We start from the raw sequence: 23,728 nt of genomic DNA on the forward strand, positions 1-23,728 counted from the left end.
TAGGGGAGTAGAAATGATCAAGCTCATCCGCTTTGTTGGGCTCATCATCCAGTCAATCTTGATCGAGTTTTTGCACGTCTTCGGGCTCGTGGCGTTTCTTCTCGCCGCGGCGCTCGGCTATTTCCGGGCGCCGTCCTGGCTCGTGCCGATCGTCGGCATTGTCTGCGGAATCGTCGCCGACAAATTTATCGACCAGACCGAAGTCATCGCCCTTCTCGAACGGGCGGCGTCCGCCAATCAACGCGGCGGCTTCCTGGTGATCGTCTACATTATCATTGTCGCGGTCGGCTATGTCGCAGGCGCTTATGCGCGCGGGGCGATGCATCGCCGCAAGGTCGCGCAGGCGACGCCGAGCCCCGTGGCGAAGCAGCCGCAGGCGGCGAACCCGGCAGCCAAGCAGCCGCAAAGGCGCAAGCGCAGCTGATCGCCATAGAGCAGGCCCCGAAAAAGTTGACAGCTTTTTCGATGAGAAACTGCTCCACCATTTTCGCTTTGAGCGGTACCCTATCGATCACATGTTTCCATGTGATCGGGAATCGCCCAAAGCCTGAGGAACGCGCGCCGACGTTCGGCGCGTTGCCCTTACAACCCTTCGAACAGCGCCGTCGAGAGATAGCGCTCGGCGAAGGACGGGATGATCAAAACGATATTCTTGCCCTCGGCCTCGGGGCGGCTGGCGATCTCCAAGGCGGCGGCGACGGCGGCGCCCGATGAGATGCCGCCGGGAATCCCCTCCAGCCGAGCGAGCAGCCGCGCCGTCTCAAATGCTGTCTGATTGCCGATCGTGACGATCTCGTCGATGACGCTTCGATCGAGAATGGGCGGCACGAAGCCCGCGCCGATGCCTTGGATTTTATGGGGGCCGGGCGGGCGCCCGGAAAGCACGGCCGAATCTTCCGGCTCCACGGCCACGACGCGCAAGCCGGGCCGGCGCGCCTTCAGCGCCTGGCCGACGCCCGTGATCGTGCCGCCAGTGCCGACGCCCGACACGAAATAGTCGACCTCGCCATTGGTGTCGTTCCAGATTTCCTCCGCCGTCGTCACGCGGTGAATCTCGGGATTGGCGGGGTTTTCGAACTGCTGGGGAATGACGGCGTCGGGATTTTGGTCGGCGAGTTCACTGGCCTTGGCGAGCGCCCCCTTCATCCCCTGCGAGGCGGGGGTGAGCACAAGTTCGGCGCCGAGCAGCGCCAGCATCTTGCGCCGCTCGATCGACATCGATTCCGGCATGATGAGAATGAGTCGATAGCCGCGCGCGGCGGCGACGAAGGCAAGCGCGATGCCGGTGTTGCCTGACGTCGGTTCGATCAGCACCGTTTTCCCCGGCGTGATCCTGCCGCTCTTTTCGAGCGATTCGATCATGCTGACGCCGATGCGGTCTTTGACGCTCGCGATCGGGTTGAAGAATTCGAGTTTGGCGAGGAGATTGGCCTTCACGCCGCGCTCGCGCGCGAATCGATCAAGCCGGACGAGCGGCGTATCGCCGATCGTCTGCGTGATGGAATCATAGATGCGGCCTCGGCCAGGTTTGGCCGGCGGCGTGAAGCTTGGTACAGCCTGAGACATGTCTCGCCCCCAGAGAAAGAAGAATGAGGTCTAGATTGATAGTTTGATTCCGACCAGAGCCATGACGCTCGCAAGCGCCGGCCGCAGGTAGCGGTCGGGAACCCGAGCAGCGAAATGGGCGCCAATGGCGATGCCTGGAAGAGACCCGATGAGGAGCGAAAGCAGCAGCAACCAGTCGACGCCGCCCATCAGCCAGTGCCCGAAGCCGGCGATCAGCGTCAGCGGCACGGCATGGGCGATATCGGAGCCGACAAGACGCGCCGTCGGGGTGTGCGAATACAGCGCCAGCAGCACAGTCATGCCGATCGCCCCGGCGCCGACCGAAGAGATCGAGACCAGCACGCCGAGAAGAACGCCGAGAATCGCCGTCAGCCACAACAAGCGCCGATCGCTCATGTCGTTCGTGTGTTTCGCGATGTGATCGAGGATCCACCGCCGGAAGAGAATCGAGAAGGCCGTCAGCAGCAGCGCGAATCCAAGCGCCGAGGTGATGAGCCCATTGGCCGCATGGCCGCCGGACTTGCCGAGCCAAGAGAGGACGAGAAGACTCGCGACGCTCGCGGGCACGCTGCCATAGGCCAGCCGGCGGGTGATGCGCCAGTCGACCGTCCCGTGCAGGGCGTGAACGAGCGTGCCATTCGTCTTGGTGACGGCGGCGTAAAGCAGGTCGGTGCCAACGGCGGTCGTCGGCGGCACGCCGAAAACCAGCATCAGGATCGGCGTCATCAGCGAGCCGCCGCCGACGCCGGTGAATCCGACAAGCGCGCCGACGAAGAAGCCAGAAGCGGAGTAGAGGAGATTGATCGCGTTGAGCGCGTCCAAAAAGGCGGGCATTTCTTTCTTTCGTCGGCAATGCTAGTTCTACTCTATAAAGATAGTCAACTTTGTCAATTCTGGCGCGCGCCGCATTTGGGGAAAAGATGAACATGCCGGTCGACTGCAGTAGTATGTCGGCGCAAAAGGGCGTCCGGTTCGGACCTCGGCCCTAAAGGTCATGACGGGAATGCTGACAAAAAAAGCCAAATACGGCCTCAAGGCCATGGTTCACCTGGCGGGGGTGCGGCCGGGAGAAACCGCATTGGTCGCGGAGATCGCCGCCTCCAACCAGATTCCGAAGAAGTTTCTCGATGCAATTTTAGGCGAACTGCGCAACGCTGGCTTCGTCCATTCGAAAAAAGGCAAAGGCGGCGGCTATATGTTGGCGCGGCCGCCTTCAGACATAGGCGTTGGCAATATCGTGCGCGCGCTCGACGGACCGCTGGCGCCTATCCAATGCGCAAGTAAGACCGTCTACCGTCGTTGCGACGACTGCACGGACGAGACGCGATGCGCGGTTCGCCTGGTCATGCTGCGGGCGCGAGAGGCGATCGCCGAAGTGCTCGACAAGACGTCGCTTGAGCAGATGCGCGGATTGGGCGAGAGCGGCGACGGCGTTCGTCTGCTCGTCGGCGGGGGAACTGTGCGCGAAGCCATGGACATGGCGTGAGCCGGCGCCTATAAAACGCCGGCGGCAGATTCTTGCGCCGCAGCATCTCCTCCAAGGGGCCGGCGCAAGGCCGGAATGCGAATGTTGGACAGGGTGGCGCAAGTGACGAAGATGGGCGAGGCGACAGCGACTTTGCGCCACACCATGGTCGAACGCCAGCTTCGTCCGTTCGATGTGACCGACGTGCCCTTGCTTGAGCGCTTTCTCGAGACGCCGCGCGAGATTTTCCTGCCGCACTCGCTCGCCTCGGTCGCTTATTCGGATTTGGCGATCTCCGTAAAAGGCGCCAGCGGACGCAAACGCAACCTGCTGCCGCCGCTCGTATTAGCCCGGATGCTTCAAAGCGCCGACGTCAAAGCGACCGATAGGGTGCTCGATATTGGAGGCGTTGGGTACTCGTCCGCGCTGCTCTCTGGCCTCGCCGACAAGGTTGTCGCGCTGGAATGCGATCCAGATCTGGCCGACTGCGCCAAGACGGGACTCGCTGCCCTGGGCTGCGACAATGTGCAATTTGAGCTGGGGCCTCTTGAAAAAGGCTTCGCCGGCGGCGCCCCATATGACGTCATCATTATTCAAGGCCGCGTTCAGGCAGGACTCGAGGCGCTGTTTGAACAGCTGACGCCCGATGGTCGGCTGCTGGCGATCGTCACGCCCGAGACGCGCGCCGGCCAGCAGGTCGTGCGCTTTGAGCGCCAGGACGGCCGTGCGGCGGGCGAACTGCCGTTGTTCTCGGCGACGGCGCCGGTGCTCGATGGCTTCGAACATGCGCCAGCCTTCAACCTCTAGCGCCGCCATTTCGCCTCAATCGCGTTCCTAGCGTTGCGTTCGGTGTCATCGTTGAGACGGGTCGCCGCCGTAGAGTGGCGCGCAGGTCGACGCGTGAGGATAGGTTGAGAAAATGAGAAGCGACGGGTTTGGCCTCGGGTGGCGGCGGTCGGCCGACGTCCTGTCCTGCACCGCGGCATTTGCGCTTGCAGCCGTCGCTCTTTCGCCGGGCCGGGCCTCTGCGGAGAGCCTTAGGTCGGCTCTGGCGCGGGCCTATTACGGCAACCCGGATCTCAACCAGAGCCGCGCCAATGTGCGGGTGCGCGATGAAGACGCGCCGAAAGCAAAATCGGGCCTTCGACCGAAAGCCAGCATCACGGCTCAGTACGGCGCGCAATACGCCGCGATCAAGATTCCCTTTGGCGGCAGCAGCAGCCAACAGGCGGGCGCCGCGGCTGGCGCGAGCGGCGATTTTCAGGACACCTACGTGGGGTACCCACGCGGCGCGACGCTGAACATGTCGCAGACGCTGTTCGACGGCTTCCGCACGGAAAACTCCGTGCGCCAGGCGGAATCGGGCGTCTTCGCGGCGCGCTCGACCATGCGCCTGACCGAGCAGGCGACCCTTCAGAACGGCGCAACCGCCTATATGAACGTGCTGCGCGACACGGCGGTGGTGTCGCTGCGCAAAAACAACATTTCGGTGCTTGAGGAACAGCTCAAGCAGAGCCGCGATCGGTTCCAGGTCGGCGAAGTGACTCGAACCGACGTGTCCCAGGCGGAAGCTTCGGTCGCGCTGGCGCGTTCGGAATTCTATGCCGCGCAGGCGCAGCTCAAGAACAGCATGGCGAACTACCGCCAGATCATCGGCGCTGAGCCAAAACACCTTGAGCCGGGGCGCAGCCTCGAGCCGTTATTGCCGAAGTCGCTGGAGCAGGCGATCGCCATCGCATTGGTGGAGCATCCCGGCGTGACCGCGGCCTTTCATCAGGTGGACGCGGCGGCGCTCGCGGTCAAGGTCGCGGAAGGCGCGCTGGCGCCCAACCTCTCCGTCAACGGCCAGGTGTCGAATCAATATGACTCGTTTCTCGGATTGCCGGGATCGAAGCAGTTCACTGCATCAGCGACAGCGCAGTTGAATGTCCCGCTCTATCAGGGCGGCGTCGAATATGCCTCAATTCGCCAAGCCAAGGAGCAACTCGGCCAGGCGCGGCTAAATGCCGACGTTCAGCGCGAGAGCGTCCGCGCAAGCGTCGTTTCGAGCTACGGGCTCCTCGACACCGCCAAGGCGTCGATTATCTCTGGACAGGCGGCGGTGAAGGCGGCGGAGACCGCGCTCGCCGGGGTGCGTGAAGAGGCCAAGGTCGGGCAACGCACGACGCTCGATGTGTTGAATGCGCAGCAGTCGCTGCTGAACGCCAGGGTCAACCTCGTCACCTCGCAGCGCGATCGCGTCGTGGCCTCTTATGCGGCGCTGGGGTCGATCGGACGCTTGTCGGCGCAGGAACTCGACCTCGCGGTCGCGCTCTATGACCCGAGCGTTCATCTCAATCAGGTGCACGACCTGTGGTTCGGTATCGACACGCCCGACGGCCGATAAGATTTTCGCGAATGCGGGTGACATCATAGCGCGAAAAGTGTGGAATTCTCTCGGACCAAGTTGATTCGCGGTTCTTGCGCGGTCAGAGATCCGGTCCACCCTCATGCGCGGCCTTTGCGCAAAGCGGCAGAACTCCATGAGCGCAGCGAACGCATCCGCCCCGTCGCATTCGTTGCAGGACGAAGCGCGCGCGAACGAGCCGTCGATGGAGGAAATTCTCGCTTCAATCCGTCGTATCATCGCCGACGACGACAGCCTGCCGGACGTGCGTCGCGATGATCGCCGGCGTGCGCGCGACATCGAGGGGGCGCGCAGCGCCTATCCCGCGCCCGTACTCGAGCGACGCGAGGACGAACCGCCGTTCATTGACGCTCTGCACGACGGGATCGAAGACGAAGGGGAGGTTCGGCTGGTGTATGTCGCCGGCGACGCTCCTCAGGAGACGGGACCCGAACTGACGGAAACCGAAGAATTATCGGAGATTGAACGCGTGGCAGAGCGCCAAGAGGCGGGCATGGAGATCAGCGAGGTTGCGACGGTCGCTGAGAGGGCGTTGCTTTCGGATGAGTCCGCTGCGACGGTCGCGTCACAATTTCAAGCGCTCGCCGCTGGCGTAGCGTTCGGCGAAAGCGACGTTCTCGACAGATGCGCAAAAGAAATGCTGCAGCCGATACTGCAGCAATGGCTCGAGGCGAATCTGCCGTCGCTCGTGGAGCAGCTGGTGCGCGCCGAAATTGAACGGATCGCGCGGCCTGCAAACCGTCTGGCGGCCTCGGCGCGCAAATCGAGTCAGCCTTAACGACGCTTTAAACGGGTCGAAGCTATCCTTGCGGTCATGCATCGGCTCAGAGTCCTGATTCATACGCTCGTCCTCCCGCTTAGCCTCTACACAGTGGCTGGCGTGATGGCCGCCTATTTCATCTGGCACGGCGTTAACGGTCAGCGCGGGCTGAAGATCGGTGAAGAATACGAGCAGAAGCTCGATCAGCTGCGTCTGGAGCGCAATTTGCTCAAGCTTCAACGCATGCACTGGGAAAGCCGCCTGGCTCTTATCAAAGGTGAGACGGTTGACGCCGACATCCTCGACGAGGAGGCGCGCAAGCGGCTGGGACGCGTGCACAAGAATGACGTCGTGATCTTTTTGCCGGGCGCGCCCTAACCTCGGCGCGGCGAGAAACGCGCCTGCAAGCCGGGTTGTCCGGCGCAGTCGACAATGCCACGTGAGATCAGATCTTCGAGATGGGCGAGGGCGGTCATCGCCGCCGCGACGTGGAGACGTTTGTCGACGCCCTCGTAGATGTGCGCGACGATATCGGCGAGCGTTTCGTCGCCCGATTCGAGACGCTGAAGAATGGCGGCCTCGCGCGCCCGCCGGTGATGAAGCAAGGCGCGCAGAAAACGCGGGGGATCGTGCACCGGTTCGCCGTGCCCCGGCCAATAGATGCGGTCACTGCGCCCGCGCAGCCGCTCGAGCGACGCCATATAGGCGCCCATGGAGCCGTCCGGCGGCGCGATCACGGTTGTCGCCCAGGCCATCACATGATCGCCGGTGAAGAGCGCCTGCTCCTTGGCGAGCGCGAAGCAGAGATGGTTCGCCGTGTGACCCGGCGTCGCCAGGGCCACAAGCGAAGCGTCGCCGATTTCGAGCGTATCGCCGTCTCTCAGCACGATATCCGGCGCGTAGGTCGGATCGTGGGCGGCGTCGAGATTGGGGGCGCCGATAGATCGTGACTCGCTGGGCGCGTAGGGAGCGCAGCCGGCGATTATTGCGCCCGTCGCCTGCTTCAAGGCGCGCGCCGCCGGCGAGTGGTCGCGATGCGTATGGGTCACCAGCACGTAACGCAGTCTTTCGCCGCCGATGCTTGCAAGCAGCGCCCCGACATGACGCGGGTCGTCAGGTCCGGGATCGATGATCGCCACATCGCCGTTTCCGACGAGGTAGCTGCATGTTCCGGTGTAGGTGAACGGACTGGGATTTGGCGCGAGCGCGCGTCGCGTCAGCGCCGAGACGCGCGCCGAAACGGCTGTGTATGTTCCGGCTTGAATGACGGCGCCCTCATCGCGGCCGAGGGGCCGCACGGCATCATAAGGCGTCGGAGGCGCGCTCGAAAGAGCGGCGCGGCGGTGGGACGCTCCCGCGCCGCGCCCGCAGATTACATCGGGAAAAGAGAGTTCTGGCGCTGCAGCTCGGATTGCACGGCGTAGCCTTTTTTTCCGCCGTAATTCACCTTGCACCAAGTCGTCTCGCCCCAGCCAAGAACGCAGCCGCCGATGTTGACCGTCGTGTTCTCGGGGATGCTGCCGATGATCTTGTAGTTGACGCCCGGGCCTTTGTAGATGGCGACGTCGTTGTTGGTGGTCACCGGCGCGATGTCGACGTTATTTCCCTGCGTGCCGAGCACGCCCGCGGCGACGAAGCCTTTCACGTTCCCAGCCTGAATCTGGCACCAGTCGCGTTTCCAGCCGCCGCCACAATCGAGCACCGTGACGTCAACGCCGGCTGGCAGCTGGGCGACGACGGGCCACTTCGGGCTGGGGCCGGATCGGACGTTCACGGCGCTGGTCAGGGGGCTGGCGAAAGCGGAAGCGCCGAACAGGACGGCAGCCGCTGTAGCGAATCCGATAATTTTCTTCATCTCTATCCTCCCAGATGAAAACTGGGCCCTTAATCTAGGCCCCGTTCGGAGGATTAACGAAACCCGAGCGAAACGGTTCCGCTCAAGGCCGCAATCCTCTTAAAACCATTCATATTCCTACGCCTGGCTTTAGCAAAGCGAAAGGCCGAGCCGCGCGCCGACCAAATTCCATTAGAGTTATCGATCGCGCTCGGGGGCGGGGCAAAAGATCATGGCGAGGCAAAAAAGAAGCGGCTTCGCCTGCCGGTTAAGGAAGACTCAGCCGCTAAGTTTCTCACGCGCGAACTCGAAACGCACGCTCCCGAGCCGGACGCGCGTGTGCGCGACGCCCGGCGCGAAACTCTACTCAGTCGAAAACCGCGCCCAGCGCCACGCCAAGCAGGCCGACGACGACCGCCGCCGGCAGGATGGCGTAACTGCCCATCAGCAGCGCGCCGATCACGCCGCCGATCGCCGCGGCGATCGCGCCGCCGACGATCTTGCCGGTGTTGCTCTCAGGTTTTTCCGTCGCCGAATCGCCGGCGTTCTGCATCGCCTCTTTCGACATGGCATCCTCGCGAGACATCACTGATCGCCGCATCGACGCGTCGGTAGCAAAGTCATGTGAGAGCGTGATGAGAGTTTCGTGAAGGCCGCGTCACCCGGGCGCCACTTTAGGTTCACACGCGCGGGCGTTGCGGCGTTTCGGAACCAATGTCGTAGGGCCTTAGGATACGAGCCCGCGCACCACCAGAACCGAGCATTGCGCGTGATTGACGATGGTCGTTGCGTTGGAGCCGATGAGAAAACGGTCCATGCCCGGCCGATGCGAGCACAGCACGATGAGATCGGCGCCCCATTCCTCGGCCTCGGCCAAGACTTTCTGATAGACCGGACCAAACAGCAGCGTCGTGGACACGCGTTCCGGCGCGCAGTCAATCTTGGCGGCGATCGCCGCTATTTCCTTCTCCAAGCCGCGACGCACCTGAACGGTGAAATTTTCAGGCACGTAGTCGAGAAATGAGATGGGCAGGAGCGATTGCACGTTGACGACGCGCATCTCGCTGTCAAAGGCCTTCGCCAATTCCTGTGCGACGGAGATCGCCCGGTCGGTCATCTCCGGTTCGGTGATATCGATCGGCAGCAGAATTTTGCGATACATCGGCGCGCTCCGGGAGATTCTCTCACCGGATATGGCGCGGGACCTGCTCGAAACAATGAGGAGGCCGAGCACCGTGCGCCTCGCGGCTTACGACGGCCTTGTGCGGCAAGAGCGAGCCCTTCGCAGGGCGTTGAGCGGCTGGTGGAGCTGCGGGGAATCGAACCCCGGACCTCTGCAGTGCGATTGCAGCGCTCTCCCATCTGAGCTACAGCCCCGTTCCGGCGCGTGGGGTACACGGGGGGCGATATCCTGTCAATTGGCTTGGCGCGCCGGCGCGCCGCCAAACGCTTGCCATCGCGATTTCTTGTATCGTCTGGTTCATCATCATTTTTGGCTTGCGCCAAGGCTCATTCGTGCCGCTGTCCCCGCAGCCGCCCATTCGCGCGCTGCTGTTGCCGGTCGGCGGTCTCGGCTGGACGGCGCTGCTCGACTACCGGCTCCTGCCGGGACTGTAGCGGGGCAGGCTTCGGGGGAGGGGCCCGCTAAGGATTGCCGCGGCGGGGCAGGGAGGCTAGACAGGGCGGAACCTCATCCGCTGGAAGCCGGTCATGTCCTACGCTATGGTCAAACTTCTTCTCACGATCATCGATATTTACTGGTGGATTCTGCTCGCCACGGTGGTCGTGTCCTGGCTCACGGCCTTCGACGTCATCAATATGCGCTCGAATGTCGCCTATTCGATCTGGAAATGGCTGAACGCCATGACCGAGCCGCTGCTGGGTCCGATCCGCTCAGTGCTGCCCAGCGTCGGCGGATTAGACATCTCGCCGCTCATCCTGCTGCTGCTCATGCAGTTCCTGCGCGATCTCATCGCCAACAGCGCCGGCGCCTACGCGCTTGGGTGAAGGAGGCGCGGAGAAAGCATCCTCCGCCTGGGCGATCGAATCGGGAGGCGTCGCCGTTTACGTGCGGCTGACGCCGAAAGGCGGACGCGACGCCGTCGAAGGCGTGGAGACTCTCGCCGACGGCCGCAGCGTCCTGAAGGCGCGGGTGCGCGCCGCGCCGGAGAACGGCCGAGCGAATACGGCGCTGATCGCGCTGATCGCCTCGACGCTAAGAACCCCTAAAAGCGCGGTTTCGATCCGCGCCGGCGCGACCAGCCGCGTCAAAACAGTTTTCGTTGCGGGCGCGCCCGCGCTCTATCTCGATGCGCTGGCGAAGCTGGCGCCAACAAGCGGTTAGGACATGAGCAAGTCGAAGATCAATGTCGGCAATTTTTTTGAAGACTTTAAAATCGGCCAGGTCATTCGCCACGCGGCGCCGCGGACGGTCACGGTCGGCGAGGTCGCGCTGTATACGGCCCTGTATTTGCCGCGCTTCGCCGTGCAGTCCTCGACCGCCTTTGCGCAGGCGATCGGCTATGAGCGCGCGCCGATCGACGATCTGCTCGTCTTTCATCTCGTGCTCGGTAAGACCGTGCCCGACGTCTCGCTCAACGCGATCGCCAATCTCGGCTACGCCGATTTCAAATTTCTGATCCCCGTCTATCCCGGCGACACGCTGTCGGCGACCTCGGAAGTCATCGGCCTGAAGGAAAATTCCAACAAGGAAACCGGCGTCGTCTATGTGCGCACGACAGGCGCCAATCAGCGCGGCGAGACCGTGCTGAGCTATGCGCGCTGGGTAATGGTGAAAAAGCGCGACAGGGACGCCCACGTGGGACCGGAGATCGTGCCCGATCTGCCGAAGTCCGTCGCCCCTTCCGAACTTGGCAAGGCGGCGCCGGCGATCAATGTCGGCGCCTATGACAAGGCGCTCGCCGGCTCCCGCTATTTTTGGGGGGATTACGACCAGGGCGAGAAAATCGACCATATCGACGGCATGACGGTCGAGGAGGCGGAGCATCAACTCGCGACCCGGCTCTACCAGAACAACTCGAAAGTTCATTTTAATCAGTACTATGAGGCGCAGGGCCGTTTCGGCAAGCGCATCATCTACGGCGGCCATGTGATTTCCCTCGCCCGGGCGCTGTCCTTCAACGGCCTGGAGAACGTCTTCCATATCTCGGCGGTGAACGGCGGACGTCACGTCAATCCGCTGTTCGCTGGGGGCACGGTCTTCGCCTGGTCGGAGGTTCTGGAGAAGGCGGAGATCCCCGGCCGTCAGGATATCGGCGCGTTGCGCCTGCGGCTCGTCGCAACCAAGGACAAGCCTTGCGCCGATTTTCCGCTCTACGGCGCCGACGGCAAGCCCGATCCGGCGGTGCTGCTTGATCTTGATTATTGGGGCGTGTTGCCGCGATGAATCAGCTATGATGCGCGGTCGTGTCAGGAATGTTGGGGGATTGGTCAAATGAACAGAACTTTGCTTGTTGCGCTCTCATTCTGCATGGCCGTCGCGGTCGCTCATCCTGTCCGCGCGGAAACCGCCGCGCCGGACAGCAAGATCGTCGTGCCTATGGAAGCGTTGCCGCGTTATGGCTCGCTGGTTTCCGCTTGGTACAAAAAGCCAGTCTACGATTTGAACGATAAGAAGGTCGGCGTGATCACCGACATGCTGTTTTCAGGCGGCGAGATCAACGCCGTCATGCTCGACGTCGGCGGCTTTCTCGGCATCGGCGCGAAGCACGTCGCCATTCCGGCCAACGACATCACGGTCACAGAAAAGAACAACAAGACGTGGCTGACCATCAATACGACGAAGGACATCGTGAAGAAGGCGACCGGCTACAAATATGATGCGGCCGAACACGCCTGGAAGGTGAAGTAGCAAGGGCGCGCCATAAGAGTTTCGCGCGGCCGCGCGCAGTCCGGCCGCCGCTCTTTCAAGAAGGATTTTTTCTATGCTGAAACGCGTCCTCGTCACCGTCTCGCTCGGTCTTGCCGCTTTTGCGCCGCTACCGGCCGGCGCCCAGAATGCCCAAACCGAAACCGTTGTCGTCGTGCCGCTCGAAAGGCTGCCGGTATACGGTTCGGTGGTCTCCGCGTGGTACAAGCAGCCGGTCTATGATCCCAATGAAAAGAAGCTCGGCGCGATCGCCGACATGCTGTTTTCCGCTGACGGCTCCATAAACGCCGTGATGCTGAACGTCGGCGGTTTTCTCGGCCTCGGGGTCAAGCATATTGCGATTCCCGTGTCCGCGATCACCATCACTCAGAAAAACAACAAGAGCTGGCTGACGCTCAATACGACGAAGGACCTGCTGAAGAAGGCTCTCGCGTATAAGTTCGACAAAGCCACCGGTTTGTGGGACCCGATTTGATCGGCTGAACTGTTTCCAAACGCGCGCGGCGGACTCTCGTCTGTTCGGATATCTGCCGCGAAGCTTGGAACATCGATCTTCGATGCTTGTTCTAGGCACACACACGAACGCCGTTCGTTGTGGCTAACAATCATGCACGGAGACAGCCATGCTCAAGTCCTACCTCTTCGCGGGCGCGCTTATCGCGACGCTGTCAGGCGCGGCTTTGGCCGAACAGATGAATCGCCCGGCCGGCGCCACGGATCGCTCCACGACCGGCGCGATGGACCGTTCGACCACGGGGACGACCGGCGCGCAGCCGCAATTTCTGACCACGCTTCCGCAGAACGCCCTGCTCGTTTCGAACATTCACAATCAAAACGTCTACGATCCTCAGGAAAATAAGCTCGGCGAAGTCAAGGATCTTGTTGTGGATCGCGGCGGCAAGGTCAGCGCGGCGATCATCTCGGTCGGCGGCTTTCTCGGCATGGGCGAGAAGGACGTCGCCGTCGCTTTCAGCGATCTCCAGGCTACTGAGCGCAACAACAAATGGTGGTTGACGGTGAACGCCACCAAGGATGAGCTGAAGAACGCGACGGGCTTCCGCTTCGATAAGAACAAGGGTCTTTGGACCCTCGGCAGCAAGTAACCGCCGCCGCCCAACGCTAAGCCTCGCCGCTCTGCGGCGGGGCTTTCTCACATACGCGCCGGCAGCTTGTCCTCGTCCGCAAGATTGGAGAAGCGCGTCACCTCAGCCTCGAAGGCGAGCTGCACTGTCCCTGTCGGACCATGACGCTGCTTGCCGATGATTGCTTCGGCGCGTCCATGTGCGCGCTCCATCTCCGCCATCCATTGAATGTGTTCTTCGGTGCCTTCGCGCGGCTCGCGATTGCGCAGATAATATTCTTCTCGGTAGACGAAGATGACGACGTCGGCGTCCTGCTCGATCGAGCCTGACTCGCGCAGATCGGACAGCTGCGGCCGCTTGTCGTCGCGGTTCTCCACCTGGCGGGAGAGCTGCGACAGCGCGATGATCGGCACATTGAGTTCTTTGGAAAGCGCCTTGAGGCCGGTCGTGATTTCGGTGAGTTCCTGCACGCGATTTTCATTGCGGGAACGCGAACCCGCGAGCAGTTGCAGATAGTCCACGACGAGCAGGTCCAGGCCTTTCTGGCGCTTGAGGCGCCGCGCCCGTGCGGTGAGCTGCGCGATCGAAATGCCGCCGCTCTGATCGATGTAGAAGGGAATGCTCTGCATCTCCCGTGCGGCGTCGGCGATGCGGCGAAAATCATCCTCATTGATGTCGCCGCGCCGGATCTTGTAACTTGGCACGCCGGATTGCTCGGCGATGACGCGCGTCGCCAATTGCTCGGCCGACATTTCCAAAGAAAAGAAGCCGACGATGCCGCCGTTGATCGTCTTCTGCGTTCCGTCGGGCTCAGCTTCGAATTGATAGGCGCGCGCAACATTGAAGGCGATGTTCGTGGCGAGAGCGGTCTTGCCCATGCCCGGTCGCCCGGCGACGATGATGAGATCGGATTTTTGCAGACCGCCCATCTTTTCGTCGAGATCGAGGAGGCCCGTGGCGACGCCGGACAGATGCCCGTCGCGCATATAGGCGCTGCTCGCCATGTCGAGCGCCGTAGTGAGCGCTTCGGCAAATCGCTGAAAGCCGCCGTCATAGCGTCCGGTCTCGGCGATCGAATAGAGCTGCCGTTCGGCTTCTTCGATCTGCGCGCGCGGCGGCGAATCGATCGGCGAATCATAGGCCGTGTTGACGATGTCCTGCCCGATGACGATGAGATCCCGGCGAACCGCGAGATCATGAACGGTGCGGCCATAGTCTTCGGCGTTGATGATCGTCGTCGCCTCGGCGGCGAGTCGGGCAAGATAGGCCTGGATCGTCACGCCGGCCGGAAGCTCGATGTCGGCGAGAAACGTCTTCAGCGTCACGACGGTCGCGAGCTTGCCGGCGCGAATGAGCTGCGCCGCGATTTCATAGATGCGTCGGTGCAAGTCCTCGGAAAAATGCTCGGGCTTCAGGAAGTCCGAGACCCTGTCGAAAGCGTCATTGTTGACGAGAATCGCGCCAAGCAGCGCTTGCTCGGCCTCGATATTGTGCGGCGGCGCGCGATAGGCAGGCGCGTCCGGCTGCGCGACCTGAAACGCGCGCCGGCCCGCCAACTGTTCGATTGGTGGCATCGGTGATCGGACTTGTTTGAGACTGTTCCGGGCTGCGAACGCGACGCGCGAGCCTGAGACGCCGTTAACCATACATTAACGGATCGGCGCCGCCAGAGCCTTTTGTCCGCCGCGGCGAGAAGCGAGTCTTATCCACATGGTGAAAAAGATTCGTTCCGCGCGCGTCCGACTCCTCTTGCATTGACAGAGAATCGGAGCGGGGGCCCGGGAAAACGAAACCGGCGGCCGAAAGGCCGCCGGCGATGGATGCATGCGCGCCTACGGGAGCTTACATCTCGACGTCGCCGGCTTCCGCCAGAGCCGCGCCGACCTCGAGGCCGAGATCGTCCATCGACGTCTCTTCCCGGATCGTAGCGCTTTCGCCGCGCGCCTGCCGCTCGGCCTCTTCTTCCGAACGGGCCACGTTGATCGTGATCTTCACATCGACTTCCGGATGCAAATGCACTGGCGTCTGATGAAGGCCGAGCGTTTTGATGGGGTGCACCAGGACGATCTGATCGCGATTGACCGAGAAGCCCCCCGCGGTCGCCGCCTCGGCGATATCTCGCGCCGAAACCGAGCCATAGAGCTGGCCGCTCTCGCCCGCCTGGCGAATGATGTTGAAGCTTTGTCCGTTGAGCTTTTCGGCGACGGCTTCGGCTTCTTTCTTAGCCTCGAGATTGCGCGCCTCGATCTGCGCCCGCTGGGTCTCGAAATGCTTCTTGTTGTTTTCCGTCGCGCGCAGCGCCTTGCCGCGCGCCAGCAGGAAATTGCGGGCGTAGCCGTCGCGCACGCGCACGGTCTCGCCCATCTGGCCGAGCTTGGCCACGCGTTCCAGCAGAATGACGTCCATCTTTGCTACTTCTCCGAGATTGCGGGCTATGTCGAGAAAAACCGGGCGAAAGTCAATCCGGTTTTTGCATCGCGGTGGGCCCGGCGTCCGTCTTTCGGACGCGATAGTTGAAGATCAGGTCGGCGACGCCGAGCGCGGCGAAAAACAGGAGGGGCCACCCCAAAAATCCGAGGGTGAAATAGATGATCGCCAGCACCAGGGCGCTGGAGCGCGAACCGCGCAGGTAGATATGCGCGACGGCGAGCCCTTGAAACGCAAGCAGCAACCCCATGGTCGTCGCCAGCACCAATCCAATCGCGCCGGCGAGGCCGTGGAAGAAGATCAGCGCGATTCCGCTCAGAAAGAGGCCGCCCACCGGCTTGGGCAGGCGGAATTCATTGGCGATGTCCGGCCAAGGGCGGCTGAGCAGCTTGGAAGCTTGCGCAATCCTTGCGGCGAGCCACAAATTGATGACATGGATCAGCAGGCCGTAGCCGGCGAGGAAGGCGGGGACGGCGCGCGCGACCGACCCGGACAGCGTCGTCGGGTCAATGCTATCGCCAAGGTCGCGCTCCTTCACCATAATGTCGAGCAGGATGAAGGCGCGCGCCCGGATCGGATTCAGCGCTTCGTCAAGCGATCCGAAGGCGAGAGTGGCGACAATCAGCCAAAGAATGATCGCGCTCGCCAGAAAGATCGCTGGCGCGAGCGCCGCCCAGCCCGGCAGATTGCGAGTCAGCCTGTTACGGCCGCCGCGGGGCGCGCCGAGCGCCGCATAGACAGCGGACCACGCGGGCGCCGCGATCAGCAGCGCATATCCCATGCCGATCACCGGATGCGGCCAGAAGGCCAGGATGATCGACGCCAGTATCGCCGCCGTCGCCCCGTGGATCAGGCCAAAGGCGAAGGCCACGATCATGATCGGCAGGGGCGCAAGATGCGCCAAGAGGAGCCCGCCGAAGCCGCCGCGCGCGACGACGGCGAAGATCACGGCCGCCGCGACGCCGCCGAGAATCGACACGGCGAAATTCGGCCAAGAGAGGGCGTTCTTGTCGGACAAGATTGGGTTCCGCTGACGGCGTGTCGCGCATTTGGCGCATGACGCGAAAGGCGCCGCCCGGCGGGCCGTCGACGCTCCAGCGTTTTAGGAGGTCGCAGCCCAAAGGGCAAGGCGGCGCAGCCGTTGGCGAATTTCGGACAAATTTCTTGTCGTCCCGCCGCGCCTTTTGCGTGCGCTCGCGCTCGAACAAATCGCGCGAGGGAAAGTTAATTCTCCAGACATCTAGGCGGGCGTCGGTGCGCTGCCAGGAGAACGACAATGAAGCTAATAAGTTACGCTTGGGCGGCGGTCCTCGCCTCGGGGCTGAGCTTTTGCTCCGTGACGGCCGGGCTGGCTCACCATCAGTTCCTCGTCGAGTCGTTCCCTGCATCGAGACAGCGGGTCGTTAAGCCCGTGCGTCAAATTAAACTGGTGTTTGAAGGGAAGGCTGACGCCGTCATCTCAACGATCACGCTCAAGAGCAGAAACGGCCTGGTGATCGCGAAAGCGACCCAGAAACAAGCCTCCAAAGAGTTGATCCTCGACACGCCGGTGCTGCAGCCCGGACTTTATGAGGTCGACTACCGTGTGCTGGCGACGGACGGCGCGATCGTCGAGGGCGCTTTTCCCTTTATCGTCGAGCCGTCCCTTTCGGCCTGAGCGTCGCGGAAAAGTTGACAGACTAAGGCTGGCGTAACTCCGGACCGGGACGTCCGGAGAGCGCCCGCCAGACGCCGGCGAGGCCGAGGGCGGTGGTGACGGCGAGAGTCGCGAGCGAGATAAGCGTCACGGTCCAGGGCAGGAAGGCGAAATCGATCTTCATCAGGATCGTGGTCATGGCGTAGGCGGCGCCGGATCCGGCTGCGACCGCAATCAGGGATGCGGCGAGACCGACCAGCGCAAATTCCAACGCGTAGGCTGTGGCCAGCCAGGTCCGGGTCGCGCCGAGCGTCTTCAACACCACCGAGTCGTGCAACCTTGCGCGCTGGGCGCTCGCAAGCGCGCTCGCGAGCGCCAGCACCGCCGTGACAATGGCGAGTCCCGCCGCGGCGCGCGCGGCCAACGCCAACTGTCCGGCAATCTTGTCGATCGCCGCCAGCGCATCCTTGACGCGAACTGACACGATGCTCGGAAAACGTTTCGCCGCCTCCCGCGCGAGCTGCGCGTCCTTCGCGTCGCGCGCCGCGACCGATGGCGCGCCGTAGGCCACGGTGAAGAGTTCGGTATAGGGCGCGCCGGCAAAAACATTGGGCGAAAACACCATGATGAAATTGATGGCGTAACTGCGCCAATCCACCCGGCGCAGATTGGCGACCTTCGCTGTTATCTCCCTGCCGAGCACATTGACCCGAATCGAGTCGCCAACGCTCAGACCCAATCCTTCGGCGACCTTCTGCTCCAGCGATACGAGCGGCGGGCCGACGTAATTCGCCGGCCACCATTCGCCTTCGGCAAGCGCGGAGTTCGCCGGAAGCGCAGCGGAAAACGTTACGCCGCGGTCGCCGTCGAGCGCCCATTTGGCGTCGTCGGCCACGGCGATCTTCTCGACCGGCGCGTCTTTCACGGCGACGATGCGCCCCCGCATCATCGGCACATGTTCGATGCGGGCGCCGGGCGCCTCGGCAGAGAGGAAATCAACAAAGCCCTCAGTTTGCGCCTTCGGCACGTCAATGAAGAAGAAATTGGGAATCTCTCCCGCGTCGGCCCGCGCCAACTCGTTGTGAATCGCGCCTTCCACCAGCGCGAGCGAAATGAGCAGGGTTTGCGTCAGGCCGATCGAGATCATCAGCGCCGGCGTCAGGCTTTTCGGCCGCCAGATGTTGGCGAGCGCGAACCGCAGCCGCGCGTCACGCAAACGCGGAAGGCTGCGGGCCAGCCGCATGGCGACCCATGCCGCGCCGCGCAGCAGGGCGAAGGCCGCGACAGCGGCGGCGACATAGGTCGCGCCGAGCTTCACGTCAAAGGACGTCGCCATGACGAGGGCTGCCAGCGCAATCGCCGCCGCCGATGCGCCTGCGCGGTAGCGTGCGAGCGTCGCGCCCCGCTGGTCGTCGCGCAGCAGCGCCGCTACGGGAATTTCATGCGCGCGGCCGAGGGGAACAAGCGCGAAAACGAGGACGACGAGCAGCCCGTACAGAGCGCCATAGAGCGCGCCTTGCGCGTCGAGCGACGCCGATACGGGGAGATCGGCGAGATCGCGCAGCGCTTGCGCCGCGCCCCAGGGAATCGCCGCGCCGGCGACGAGCCCCAGCAGGATGGCCAAAGACGCCGCCGCCAGAACCTCGGCGAGGGCGATTCTGAAGACCCGAGAGCCCTCGGCGCCGAGCGCCTTCAAAATCGCGAATTGCGCGCGCTTGCGCTCGACAAAGCCCTGCACGGCGTTCGCGACGCCGGCGCCGCCGGCGACGAGGGCGGTGAGCGCGACGAGGGTGAGCAGCTGGGCGAACCGGTCGAGATTGCGTGAGAACTGCGGCGAGACGGCGTCCCGCGTGCGCGACTCCCATCCGGCTTGCGGAAAGGCGTTCGCGGCGGCGGCGGCGAACGCCTTGAGGTCGGCGTCGGCGCCCTCGCGAAGCGTGACGCGGATGACATGCCGGACGATCGAGCCCGGCGTCGCCAGTTCCGCGCCTGAGAGCGCGGCGCGCGTCATCATGATGCGCGGTCCAAAGCCAATTCCGCCCGCGAGCTTGTCGGGTTCGCTGCGCAGAATCGCGCGCAGCGAAAAGCGCGAAACGCCGATCATCACCGTGTCGCCGAGCTTGGCGTCGAGGCGCGCGAGCAGCATCGGATCGACCGCGACCCCCGGCAGCCCCTCTCGTACCTCCAGCGCCTCGGTCAAAGACATGTCGGGATCGAGCGATACCGCGCCGAAAGTTGGGTAGGTCGCGGGATCGACGGCTTTGATCTCCACCAGCGCGGCCTCGCCGTCGTCGCGCCGGGCCATCGCCCGCATCAGCGAAATTTCGGAAAGCCGGCCGCGCGCCTCGAAGAAGGCGCGTTGCTCGGGCGAAAATTCTCGCGAGACGAGGCTGAAGGAGGCGTCGCCGCCCAATATGGTTCGGCCCTCCCGTGCGAGCCCCTGCGCCAGCGAGCGGGAAAGGCCGGAGACGCCGGAGATCGCGGCGACGCCGATGACGATGCAGGCGATGAAGACCCCAAAGCCGCGCGGGTCGCCGAGCAGGTCGCGCAGGGCGAAGCGCAATGCGAAGGGCAGGGCGACGAAGCGCATCGGCTTCATGACGGCGCCCGCTCGCTCGCCTCGATGCGGCCCGAGCGCAGCAGAACACGCCGGCTGCAGCGTGCGGCGAGCGCCGCATCATGGGTGACGAGCACGAGCGTCGCGCCGCGGCGGCGTTGTTGCGCGAACATGAGTTCAATCACCGCGGCCCCGGTTTCCGAATCGAGATTGCCGGTGGGCTCGTCGGCCGCGAGAATCAGCGGGTCGGGCGCGAGCGCCCGGGCGAGCGCCACCCTCTGCTGCTCGCCTCCCGACAGCTGAGCTGGATAGTGGGCCAGGCGCTCAGCGAGCCCGACCGCCGCAAGCTCGGCCTCGGCGCGCGCGAAAGCGTCTGATTTCCCGGCGAGTTCCAGTGGAATGGCGACATTCTCCAGCGCCGTCATGGTGGGGATCAGCTGGAAAGACTGGAAAACGATCCCTATGTTTTCTCCGCGGAAACGCGCGAGCGCGTCTTCCGAAAGGGCGCCAAGATCGCGCCCGTCAATCCTGACGCTTCCGGCGTCGGGTCGCTCCAGTCCGGCGAGGGTCATGAGCAAAGTCGATTTGCCCGAGCCGGACGGTCCCAGAAGAGCGACAGTTTCGCCTTGCGCTACGCTCAGGCTGACAGTCTTGAGCACATGCACGCGGGCGGCGCCTTCGCCGAGCGTGAGATCGACGCCTTCAACTTCGATGACTTGTCGCAGCACGGAGCAAAACCTTGAATGATGCGCCGCATTCGACGCCCGCAGTCCAGTCGCCTTATTGCGCTTTCCGCCGTTCTCTCCAAGCCGCGGCTCTCGCGTCCTTGGCCCTGTTGACCATGGCGCTTACATCCGCGCGCGCCGAACCCGTGCGCATCCTCGCCTTTGGCGACAGCCTGACGGCGGGGCCCGGCATCGGCGCAGAAGATTCGCTTCCGGCGCAGCTCAAGAGACGGCTCAGCGAGGACGGATATAATGTCGAGGTCGTCCAAGGGGGCGTTTCGGGCGACACGACGACGACAGGGCTCGCGCGCCTCGACTATACCCTTGGCGCCGGGCCTTTCGACATCGCCGTTGTGGAACTCGGCGCGAATGACATGCTGAACGGGCATGATCCGAAAATAACGCGCGCCAATCTCGATCGGATTCTTGCGACGTTAAGGCAGAAAGGCGTTCGCCCGGTGCTGACGGCGATGGTCTCAAGCGCGAATCACGGGCAAGCTTACAAGAAGGAATTCGATTCGGTTTATCCGGATCTTGCCGCCAAACATGAGGTGCCGCTTGTGCCCTTTATCTTGGAAGGCGTCTGGGGCTCGCCCGCGCTCCTCATCTCGGACGGCATTCATCCCAACGCCGCCGGCGTGGCGAAAATCGTCAAAAAAATCGCGCCCTATGTTGAAAGAACGCTCGTTTCCATGGGGGCGCGTAGGACCTCGCGCGCGCAATGAGGCTGCGCGATCCCGCTTGGGGAGGATGGCATGCCCAGACTGTTTACGGCCCTGGAGATTCCCCGATCAATCGCCGAAAGCCTCGCGCGCCTGCGCGGCGGAATCCCCGGCGGCCGCTGGATCGACGTTGAGAATTATCATGTCACCTTGCGCTTCATCGGCGACGTCGACGACGCCTTCGCGCGGGACGTCGCGAATGCGCTCTCCTTCATCCGCCGTCCGGAAGTCACCGTCACGTTCGACCAGCTGACGTCCTTTGGCGGCGACAAGCCTCGCGCCATCGTGGCGCGCGCGCGGCCAGAGCCGACCCTCATGGACATGCAGGCGGAACAGGAGCGGCTGTTGCGCCGGCTCGGCGCGCCGCCCGAGCCGCGCAAATTCATCCCGCATGTGACGCTCGCGCGTCTGCGCGGCGCCAGCGCCGGCGCCGTCGCCGCCTATCTCGGCGCGCGCGGCTATTTCCCGCCGCTGCGCTTCACGGCGGAGCGCTTCGTGCTCTATTCGTCGCGCGATTCCGTGGGGGGCGGCCCCTACATCGTCGAGGCGGAATATCCGCTGCTTGTGGCGCCGCAAGCGCTGACAGGCACGGCGCGAGGTTGAGGGCGCGCAGAAACGGGTAAATAATTGCGGGAGCTTAAAAGAACCGCTTAATATGTTCGCTAACGAAAGGTAGCTGATTTTGGCCGAGGCGCCCGAAAGTCTGATCCTGCAGCTGCTTCGCGACATGCGCGCGGAAATGGCCACCAAGAATGACTTGGCGGAGATAGCTTCTGAGTCGCGCTCCTTGCGCGCCGATGTCGCCTCGGATCTGATGTCGCTCGACGCCAAAGTCGACGCAACCCGCAAGGATTTAAGCGAGCAGATTGTCGGATTGCGCCGAGCGGTGATCGAATATCATACGTCCGTGATCGGCCACGGCGTCCTTATCAGCTAACTTGAAGCGCGTCTTCGGCGGGTCGAGCAGCATCTCAACCTTGAACAGGACACTCTTTAGTTCGGCCGGAGGATACGGCGTCCTTCATTCCTGCGCCGGCGCCATACGTTTGTCGTTTGCACGGCCCTTCTCGACGATTTCCACCAGGGAAGGGTCTTTCGCCAGCGCTTCGACGATCAATCGATCGGACGCGGCCTCGATCTCCGTCGAGAGCTTCTCAAAAAAAGCGCGCGGCTCCATGCCGGGCGCGATCAGGGGCAGGAACTCGATCACGACGGTTCCCGGCCGGATAAGGAACGAGCGGCGCGGCCAAAACAGCCCGGAATTCACCGCCACGGGCAACACCGGCGTTTCGGTCGCCGCGTAAAGATGCGCGATGCCGAATTTATATTGCGGCGGCGCGCCGGCCGGGCGACGCGTGCCTTCTGGAAAAATGAAGAGCTGCCGTCCCTGCGCGAAAATCTTTTTCGATTTGGCGATCAGCTGCGGAAGCAGCTTGCCGCCCTTGGCGCGATCGATGGCGATCTGCTCGGCCGCCAATAGGTACCAGCCGAAAAAAGGCAGCCAGATCAGTTCGTGCTTCAAAATATAGCTGAAGTCGGGAAACCTGATCGGCAGAACGAAGGTTTCCCAGATCGACTGATGTTTGCAGGCGACGATCACCGCCCCTTTGGGGATATTCTCGAGACCTCGCCAGTCGATCTTCGCGTCGCAGATTTTGTCGAGCAGCCAGAGCGTCGTGCGCCCCCAGGTGCGTCCAAGCTCCTGGTTGATCTGGCGCCGCATCATCAGGCCCGGCAGCCAGACGATCATGAGCGCGAACATGTTCAAGAAGAACATGATCTGGAAAATGAAGGAGCGCAGGAGGAGCATGGGCGAGATCTGGGCGAAGGAGCGTGGCGCGCTTTTACGGCGCCAAGAGGCGCTGGAACAAGTTCTCACTCAGATGCGACGCTGTGGCGAAGCTGCGGGGGAGGCTCCGACTCCTCGTATCCCCTGAAAAGCTTGGTGCGCAGCAGCGATCCGACGTATTTCACATATTCCTTGCCGACAAATCGAGCGACGCGCAGATCGCTGATCCAGTCGGCGACGTCGATATGTTCGCTGACCACCGGAAAGGGATAGAGTTCGACATTCGGCAGGGCGGCTGAGATCTCGACCAGCGCACGCGGCATATGATAGTTCGACGTCACCACGATGAGCGTGCGGGTGATGTTGTGCTCGCGCGCCCAATCGCGCGTCTCTTTGGCGTTGCCGGCGGTGTCGAGCGCCTCATAACCGAGGTCGACGCAGCAATCGAAGAGTTCACGCGACATAGGCAGTATTTTCGCGAGCAAGGAGCTGCGAGTAGAGGGATTGACGCCGGTGATCAGCATGCGTCGCGCCTGCCCGCTGGCGAGAAGGGTCGCCGCGTCGAGCACGCGATCCGAGCCGCCGGTCAGCGCGACCACGCCTTCCGCCTGCACCGGAATGGAGAACTCCTCTCGCGGCAGCGACAGCGCGAAGCCGACAAAACCCAACAGGAGCGCCGCGGCGAGAAAGGCGCCGCCGGCGAGAATCGCGCAGGCGGCCTTGCGGACGGCGCTACCCATTCTTTACTCCCTGGCGTGCGGGGGTCGTCAATCGTGGAGTCCTTCGCCCATGCTTCCAGACCAGAACGCGCGAGGCGCGATTCTGACACGACTATAGGGGTATTTCTGCGCCGATGTTATCGGGCGCCG

29 protein-coding genes and 1 tRNA gene are annotated in these 23,728 nt (G+C 63.2%); 16 read left to right on the forward strand and 14 right to left on the reverse strand.

Annotated features, from left to right (window positions below):
* Positions 1-13 precede the first annotated feature (13 nt).
* Complete coding sequence (locus IYX23_RS03075; RefSeq protein WP_196391985.1) at positions 14-424, forward strand: hypothetical protein; 411 nt, start codon at positions 14-16, stop codon at positions 422-424.
* Positions 425-582: 158 nt separating this feature from the next.
* On the opposite strand, the gene cysK is transcribed toward IYX23_RS03075, so the two are convergent.
* Both cysK and IYX23_RS03085 read right to left on the reverse strand, forming a co-directional pair.
* Positions 583-1,566, reverse strand: coding sequence for a cysteine synthase A (gene cysK, locus IYX23_RS03080; RefSeq protein ID WP_196391984.1), 984 nt, complete (start codon positions 1,564-1,566; stop codon positions 583-585).
* A gap of 30 nt (positions 1,567-1,596) precedes the next feature.
* Positions 1,597-2,400, reverse strand: coding sequence for a sulfite exporter TauE/SafE family protein (locus tag IYX23_RS03085; RefSeq protein WP_196391983.1), 804 nt, complete (start codon positions 2,398-2,400; stop codon positions 1,597-1,599).
* A 169-nt stretch (positions 2,401-2,569) separates the two neighbouring features.
* Between IYX23_RS03085 and IYX23_RS03090 the strand changes: the two genes are divergently transcribed.
* The 5 genes from IYX23_RS03090 (at position 2,570) to IYX23_RS03110 (ending at position 6,576) form a co-directional block, all read left to right on the forward strand.
* Positions 2,570-3,052: an Rrf2 family transcriptional regulator gene (locus IYX23_RS03090; RefSeq protein ID WP_196391982.1), complete on the forward strand. Its 483-nt coding sequence runs from the start codon at positions 2,570-2,572 to the stop codon at positions 3,050-3,052.
* An 81-nt stretch (positions 3,053-3,133) separates the two neighbouring features.
* On the forward strand, positions 3,134-3,838 hold the full coding sequence (locus IYX23_RS03095) for a protein-L-isoaspartate O-methyltransferase (RefSeq protein WP_196391981.1): 705 nt from the start codon (positions 3,134-3,136) through the stop codon (positions 3,836-3,838).
* Positions 3,839-3,950: 112 nt separating this feature from the next.
* On the forward strand, positions 3,951-5,417 hold the full coding sequence (locus tag IYX23_RS03100; RefSeq protein ID WP_196391980.1) for a TolC family outer membrane protein: 1,467 nt from the start codon (positions 3,951-3,953) through the stop codon (positions 5,415-5,417).
* A gap of 136 nt (positions 5,418-5,553) precedes the next feature.
* The gene (locus tag IYX23_RS03105) at positions 5,554-6,216 is read left to right on the forward strand and encodes a DUF2497 domain-containing protein (RefSeq protein WP_196391979.1); all 663 of its coding nucleotides are present in this window, start codon (positions 5,554-5,556) and stop codon (positions 6,214-6,216) included.
* Positions 6,217-6,321: 105 nt separating this feature from the next.
* Complete coding sequence (locus IYX23_RS03110; protein WP_246716440.1) at positions 6,322-6,576, forward strand: septum formation initiator family protein; 255 nt, start codon at positions 6,322-6,324, stop codon at positions 6,574-6,576.
* On the opposite strand, the gene IYX23_RS03115 is transcribed toward IYX23_RS03110, so the two are convergent.
* The 5 genes from IYX23_RS03115 to IYX23_RS03135 form a co-directional block, all read right to left on the reverse strand.
* On the reverse strand, positions 6,573-7,496 hold the full coding sequence (locus IYX23_RS03115; protein WP_196391977.1) for an MBL fold metallo-hydrolase: 924 nt from the start codon (positions 7,494-7,496) through the stop codon (positions 6,573-6,575). The two genes, IYX23_RS03110 and IYX23_RS03115, sit on opposite strands and share 4 nt — an antisense overlap.
* 74 nt (positions 7,497-7,570) lie before the next feature.
* Positions 7,571-8,053, reverse strand: a complete 483-nt coding sequence (locus IYX23_RS03120) for an SH3 domain-containing protein (protein ID WP_196391976.1) — start codon at positions 8,051-8,053, stop codon at positions 7,571-7,573.
* 346 nt (positions 8,054-8,399) lie between these two features.
* Complete coding sequence (locus tag IYX23_RS03125; RefSeq protein ID WP_246716441.1) at positions 8,400-8,618, reverse strand: hypothetical protein; 219 nt, start codon at positions 8,616-8,618, stop codon at positions 8,400-8,402.
* A gap of 141 nt (positions 8,619-8,759) precedes the next feature.
* The gene (locus tag IYX23_RS03130; RefSeq protein ID WP_196391975.1) at positions 8,760-9,194 is read right to left on the reverse strand and encodes a universal stress protein; all 435 of its coding nucleotides are present in this window, start codon (positions 9,192-9,194) and stop codon (positions 8,760-8,762) included.
* 139 nt (positions 9,195-9,333) lie between these two features.
* Positions 9,334-9,409 (reverse strand) — tRNA-Ala (locus IYX23_RS03135).
* Positions 9,410-9,742: 333 nt separating this feature from the next.
* Here IYX23_RS03135 and IYX23_RS03140 point away from each other — a divergent pair.
* From IYX23_RS03140 to IYX23_RS03165, 6 genes are all read left to right on the forward strand, one after another.
* Positions 9,743-10,039 (forward strand): YggT family protein, encoded by a 297-nt coding sequence (locus IYX23_RS03140; RefSeq protein ID WP_026222972.1) that lies wholly within the window; start codon positions 9,743-9,745, stop codon positions 10,037-10,039.
* The gene (locus tag IYX23_RS03145) at positions 10,032-10,376 is read left to right on the forward strand and encodes a DUF167 family protein (RefSeq protein WP_196391974.1); all 345 of its coding nucleotides are present in this window, start codon (positions 10,032-10,034) and stop codon (positions 10,374-10,376) included. Before IYX23_RS03140 ends, IYX23_RS03145 begins: the two co-directional genes overlap by 8 nt.
* Positions 10,377-10,379: 3 nt before the next feature.
* A complete protein-coding gene (locus tag IYX23_RS03150) occupies positions 10,380-11,438 on the forward strand; it encodes a MaoC family dehydratase (RefSeq protein WP_196391973.1) in 1,059 nt (352 codons plus the stop codon).
* Positions 11,439-11,486: 48 nt separating this feature from the next.
* Positions 11,487-11,903 (forward strand): PRC-barrel domain-containing protein, encoded by a 417-nt coding sequence (locus tag IYX23_RS03155; protein WP_196391972.1) that lies wholly within the window; start codon positions 11,487-11,489, stop codon positions 11,901-11,903.
* A gap of 73 nt (positions 11,904-11,976) precedes the next feature.
* A complete protein-coding gene (locus IYX23_RS03160) occupies positions 11,977-12,396 on the forward strand; it encodes a PRC-barrel domain-containing protein (RefSeq protein ID WP_196391971.1) in 420 nt (139 codons plus the stop codon).
* A gap of 148 nt (positions 12,397-12,544) precedes the next feature.
* Positions 12,545-13,024 (forward strand): PRC-barrel domain-containing protein, encoded by a 480-nt coding sequence (locus tag IYX23_RS03165; protein ID WP_196391970.1) that lies wholly within the window; start codon positions 12,545-12,547, stop codon positions 13,022-13,024.
* Between the two features lie 47 nt (positions 13,025-13,071).
* On the opposite strand, the gene IYX23_RS03170 is transcribed toward IYX23_RS03165, so the two are convergent.
* From IYX23_RS03170 to IYX23_RS03180, 3 genes are all read right to left on the reverse strand, one after another.
* Complete coding sequence (locus IYX23_RS03170; RefSeq protein WP_196391969.1) at positions 13,072-14,577, reverse strand: replicative DNA helicase; 1,506 nt, start codon at positions 14,575-14,577, stop codon at positions 13,072-13,074.
* A 268-nt stretch (positions 14,578-14,845) separates the two neighbouring features.
* Positions 14,846-15,409, reverse strand: a complete 564-nt coding sequence (gene rplI, locus IYX23_RS03175; protein ID WP_029651279.1) for a 50S ribosomal protein L9 — start codon at positions 15,407-15,409, stop codon at positions 14,846-14,848.
* 52 nt (positions 15,410-15,461) lie between these two features.
* Positions 15,462-16,448, reverse strand: a complete 987-nt coding sequence (locus IYX23_RS03180) for a DUF2232 domain-containing protein (protein WP_196391968.1) — start codon at positions 16,446-16,448, stop codon at positions 15,462-15,464.
* 258 nt (positions 16,449-16,706) lie between these two features.
* Between IYX23_RS03180 and IYX23_RS03185 the strand changes: the two genes are divergently transcribed.
* Positions 16,707-17,087 carry a copper resistance CopC family protein gene (locus IYX23_RS03185; RefSeq protein WP_196391967.1) on the forward strand — a complete coding sequence of 127 codons (381 nt, stop codon included), beginning with the start codon at positions 16,707-16,709 and terminating at the stop codon, positions 17,085-17,087.
* A 22-nt stretch (positions 17,088-17,109) separates the two neighbouring features.
* On the opposite strand, the gene IYX23_RS03190 is transcribed toward IYX23_RS03185, so the two are convergent.
* Entirely contained in the window at positions 17,110-19,665 is a 2,556-nt protein-coding gene (locus tag IYX23_RS03190; RefSeq protein ID WP_196391966.1) for an FtsX-like permease family protein, read from the reverse strand.
* Positions 19,662-20,351, reverse strand: coding sequence for an ABC transporter ATP-binding protein (locus tag IYX23_RS03195; protein ID WP_196391965.1), 690 nt, complete (start codon positions 20,349-20,351; stop codon positions 19,662-19,664). Before IYX23_RS03195 ends, IYX23_RS03190 begins: the two co-directional genes overlap by 4 nt.
* Positions 20,352-20,464: 113 nt before the next feature.
* Here IYX23_RS03195 and IYX23_RS03200 point away from each other — a divergent pair, with 113 nt between their 5' ends.
* The 3 genes from IYX23_RS03200 to IYX23_RS03210 all read left to right on the forward strand — a co-directional run bounded on the left by IYX23_RS03200 (position 20,465) and on the right by IYX23_RS03210 (position 22,007).
* On the forward strand, positions 20,465-21,073 hold the full coding sequence (locus IYX23_RS03200) for an arylesterase (RefSeq protein ID WP_246716442.1): 609 nt from the start codon (positions 20,465-20,467) through the stop codon (positions 21,071-21,073).
* 30 nt (positions 21,074-21,103) lie between these two features.
* Positions 21,104-21,673, forward strand: a complete 570-nt coding sequence (gene thpR, locus IYX23_RS03205) for an RNA 2',3'-cyclic phosphodiesterase (RefSeq protein WP_196391963.1) — start codon at positions 21,104-21,106, stop codon at positions 21,671-21,673.
* A 79-nt stretch (positions 21,674-21,752) separates the two neighbouring features.
* Positions 21,753-22,007 (forward strand): hypothetical protein, encoded by a 255-nt coding sequence (locus tag IYX23_RS03210; protein ID WP_196391962.1) that lies wholly within the window; start codon positions 21,753-21,755, stop codon positions 22,005-22,007.
* A gap of 84 nt (positions 22,008-22,091) precedes the next feature.
* Here IYX23_RS03210 and IYX23_RS03215 read toward each other — a convergent pair whose 3' ends face one another.
* Both IYX23_RS03215 and IYX23_RS03220 read right to left on the reverse strand, forming a co-directional pair.
* A complete protein-coding gene (locus IYX23_RS03215) occupies positions 22,092-22,880 on the reverse strand; it encodes a lysophospholipid acyltransferase family protein (RefSeq protein WP_196391961.1) in 789 nt (262 codons plus the stop codon).
* A 65-nt stretch (positions 22,881-22,945) separates the two neighbouring features.
* Positions 22,946-23,599 (reverse strand): YdcF family protein, encoded by a 654-nt coding sequence (locus IYX23_RS03220; RefSeq protein ID WP_196391960.1) that lies wholly within the window; start codon positions 23,597-23,599, stop codon positions 22,946-22,948.
* Between the last annotated feature and the right edge of the window lie 129 nt (positions 23,600-23,728).

The organism is Methylocystis sp. L43, from assembly GCF_015709525.1.
Taxonomy (GTDB): domain Bacteria; phylum Pseudomonadota; class Alphaproteobacteria; order Rhizobiales; family Beijerinckiaceae; genus Methylocystis.

Coding starts and splice junctions, on each gene's coding strand:
- IYX23_RS03100 (WP_196391980.1), top strand. CDS start 3,951: ATGAGAAGCGACGGGTTTGGCCTCGGGTGGCGGCGGTCGGCCGACGTC.
- IYX23_RS03165 (WP_196391970.1), top strand. CDS start 12,545: ATGCTCAAGTCCTACCTCTTCGCGGGCGCGCTTATCGCGACGCTGTCA.
- IYX23_RS03125 (WP_246716441.1), bottom strand. CDS start 8,618: ATGTCTCGCGAGGATGCCATGTCGAAAGAGGCGATGCAGAACGCCGGC.
- IYX23_RS03215 (WP_196391961.1), bottom strand. CDS start 22,880: ATGCTCCTCCTGCGCTCCTTCATTTTCCAGATCATGTTCTTCTTGAAC.
- IYX23_RS03170 (WP_196391969.1), bottom strand. CDS start 14,577: ATGCCACCAATCGAACAGTTGGCGGGCCGGCGCGCGTTTCAGGTCGCG.
- rplI (WP_029651279.1), bottom strand. CDS start 15,409: ATGGACGTCATTCTGCTGGAACGCGTGGCCAAGCTCGGCCAGATGGGC.
- cysK (WP_196391984.1), bottom strand. CDS start 1,566: ATGTCTCAGGCTGTACCAAGCTTCACGCCGCCGGCCAAACCTGGCCGA.
- IYX23_RS03150 (WP_196391973.1), top strand. CDS start 10,380: ATGAGCAAGTCGAAGATCAATGTCGGCAATTTTTTTGAAGACTTTAAA.
- IYX23_RS03185 (WP_196391967.1), top strand. CDS start 16,707: ATGAAGCTAATAAGTTACGCTTGGGCGGCGGTCCTCGCCTCGGGGCTG.
- IYX23_RS03160 (WP_196391971.1), top strand. CDS start 11,977: ATGCTGAAACGCGTCCTCGTCACCGTCTCGCTCGGTCTTGCCGCTTTT.
- IYX23_RS03140 (WP_026222972.1), top strand. CDS start 9,743: ATGTCCTACGCTATGGTCAAACTTCTTCTCACGATCATCGATATTTAC.
- IYX23_RS03095 (WP_196391981.1), top strand. CDS start 3,134: ATGTTGGACAGGGTGGCGCAAGTGACGAAGATGGGCGAGGCGACAGCG.
- IYX23_RS03200 (WP_246716442.1), top strand. CDS start 20,465: ATGGCGCTTACATCCGCGCGCGCCGAACCCGTGCGCATCCTCGCCTTT.
- IYX23_RS03105 (WP_196391979.1), top strand. CDS start 5,554: ATGAGCGCAGCGAACGCATCCGCCCCGTCGCATTCGTTGCAGGACGAA.
- thpR (WP_196391963.1), top strand. CDS start 21,104: ATGCCCAGACTGTTTACGGCCCTGGAGATTCCCCGATCAATCGCCGAA.
- IYX23_RS03085 (WP_196391983.1), bottom strand. CDS start 2,400: ATGCCCGCCTTTTTGGACGCGCTCAACGCGATCAATCTCCTCTACTCC.
- IYX23_RS03075 (WP_196391985.1), top strand. CDS start 14: ATGATCAAGCTCATCCGCTTTGTTGGGCTCATCATCCAGTCAATCTTG.
- IYX23_RS03220 (WP_196391960.1), bottom strand. CDS start 23,599: ATGGGTAGCGCCGTCCGCAAGGCCGCCTGCGCGATTCTCGCCGGCGGC.
- IYX23_RS03190 (WP_196391966.1), bottom strand. CDS start 19,665: ATGAAGCCGATGCGCTTCGTCGCCCTGCCCTTCGCATTGCGCTTCGCC.
- IYX23_RS03120 (WP_196391976.1), bottom strand. CDS start 8,053: ATGAAGAAAATTATCGGATTCGCTACAGCGGCTGCCGTCCTGTTCGGC.
- IYX23_RS03130 (WP_196391975.1), bottom strand. CDS start 9,194: ATGTATCGCAAAATTCTGCTGCCGATCGATATCACCGAACCGGAGATG.
- IYX23_RS03155 (WP_196391972.1), top strand. CDS start 11,487: ATGAACAGAACTTTGCTTGTTGCGCTCTCATTCTGCATGGCCGTCGCG.
- IYX23_RS03090 (WP_196391982.1), top strand. CDS start 2,570: ATGCTGACAAAAAAAGCCAAATACGGCCTCAAGGCCATGGTTCACCTG.
- IYX23_RS03110 (WP_246716440.1), top strand. CDS start 6,322: ATGGCCGCCTATTTCATCTGGCACGGCGTTAACGGTCAGCGCGGGCTG.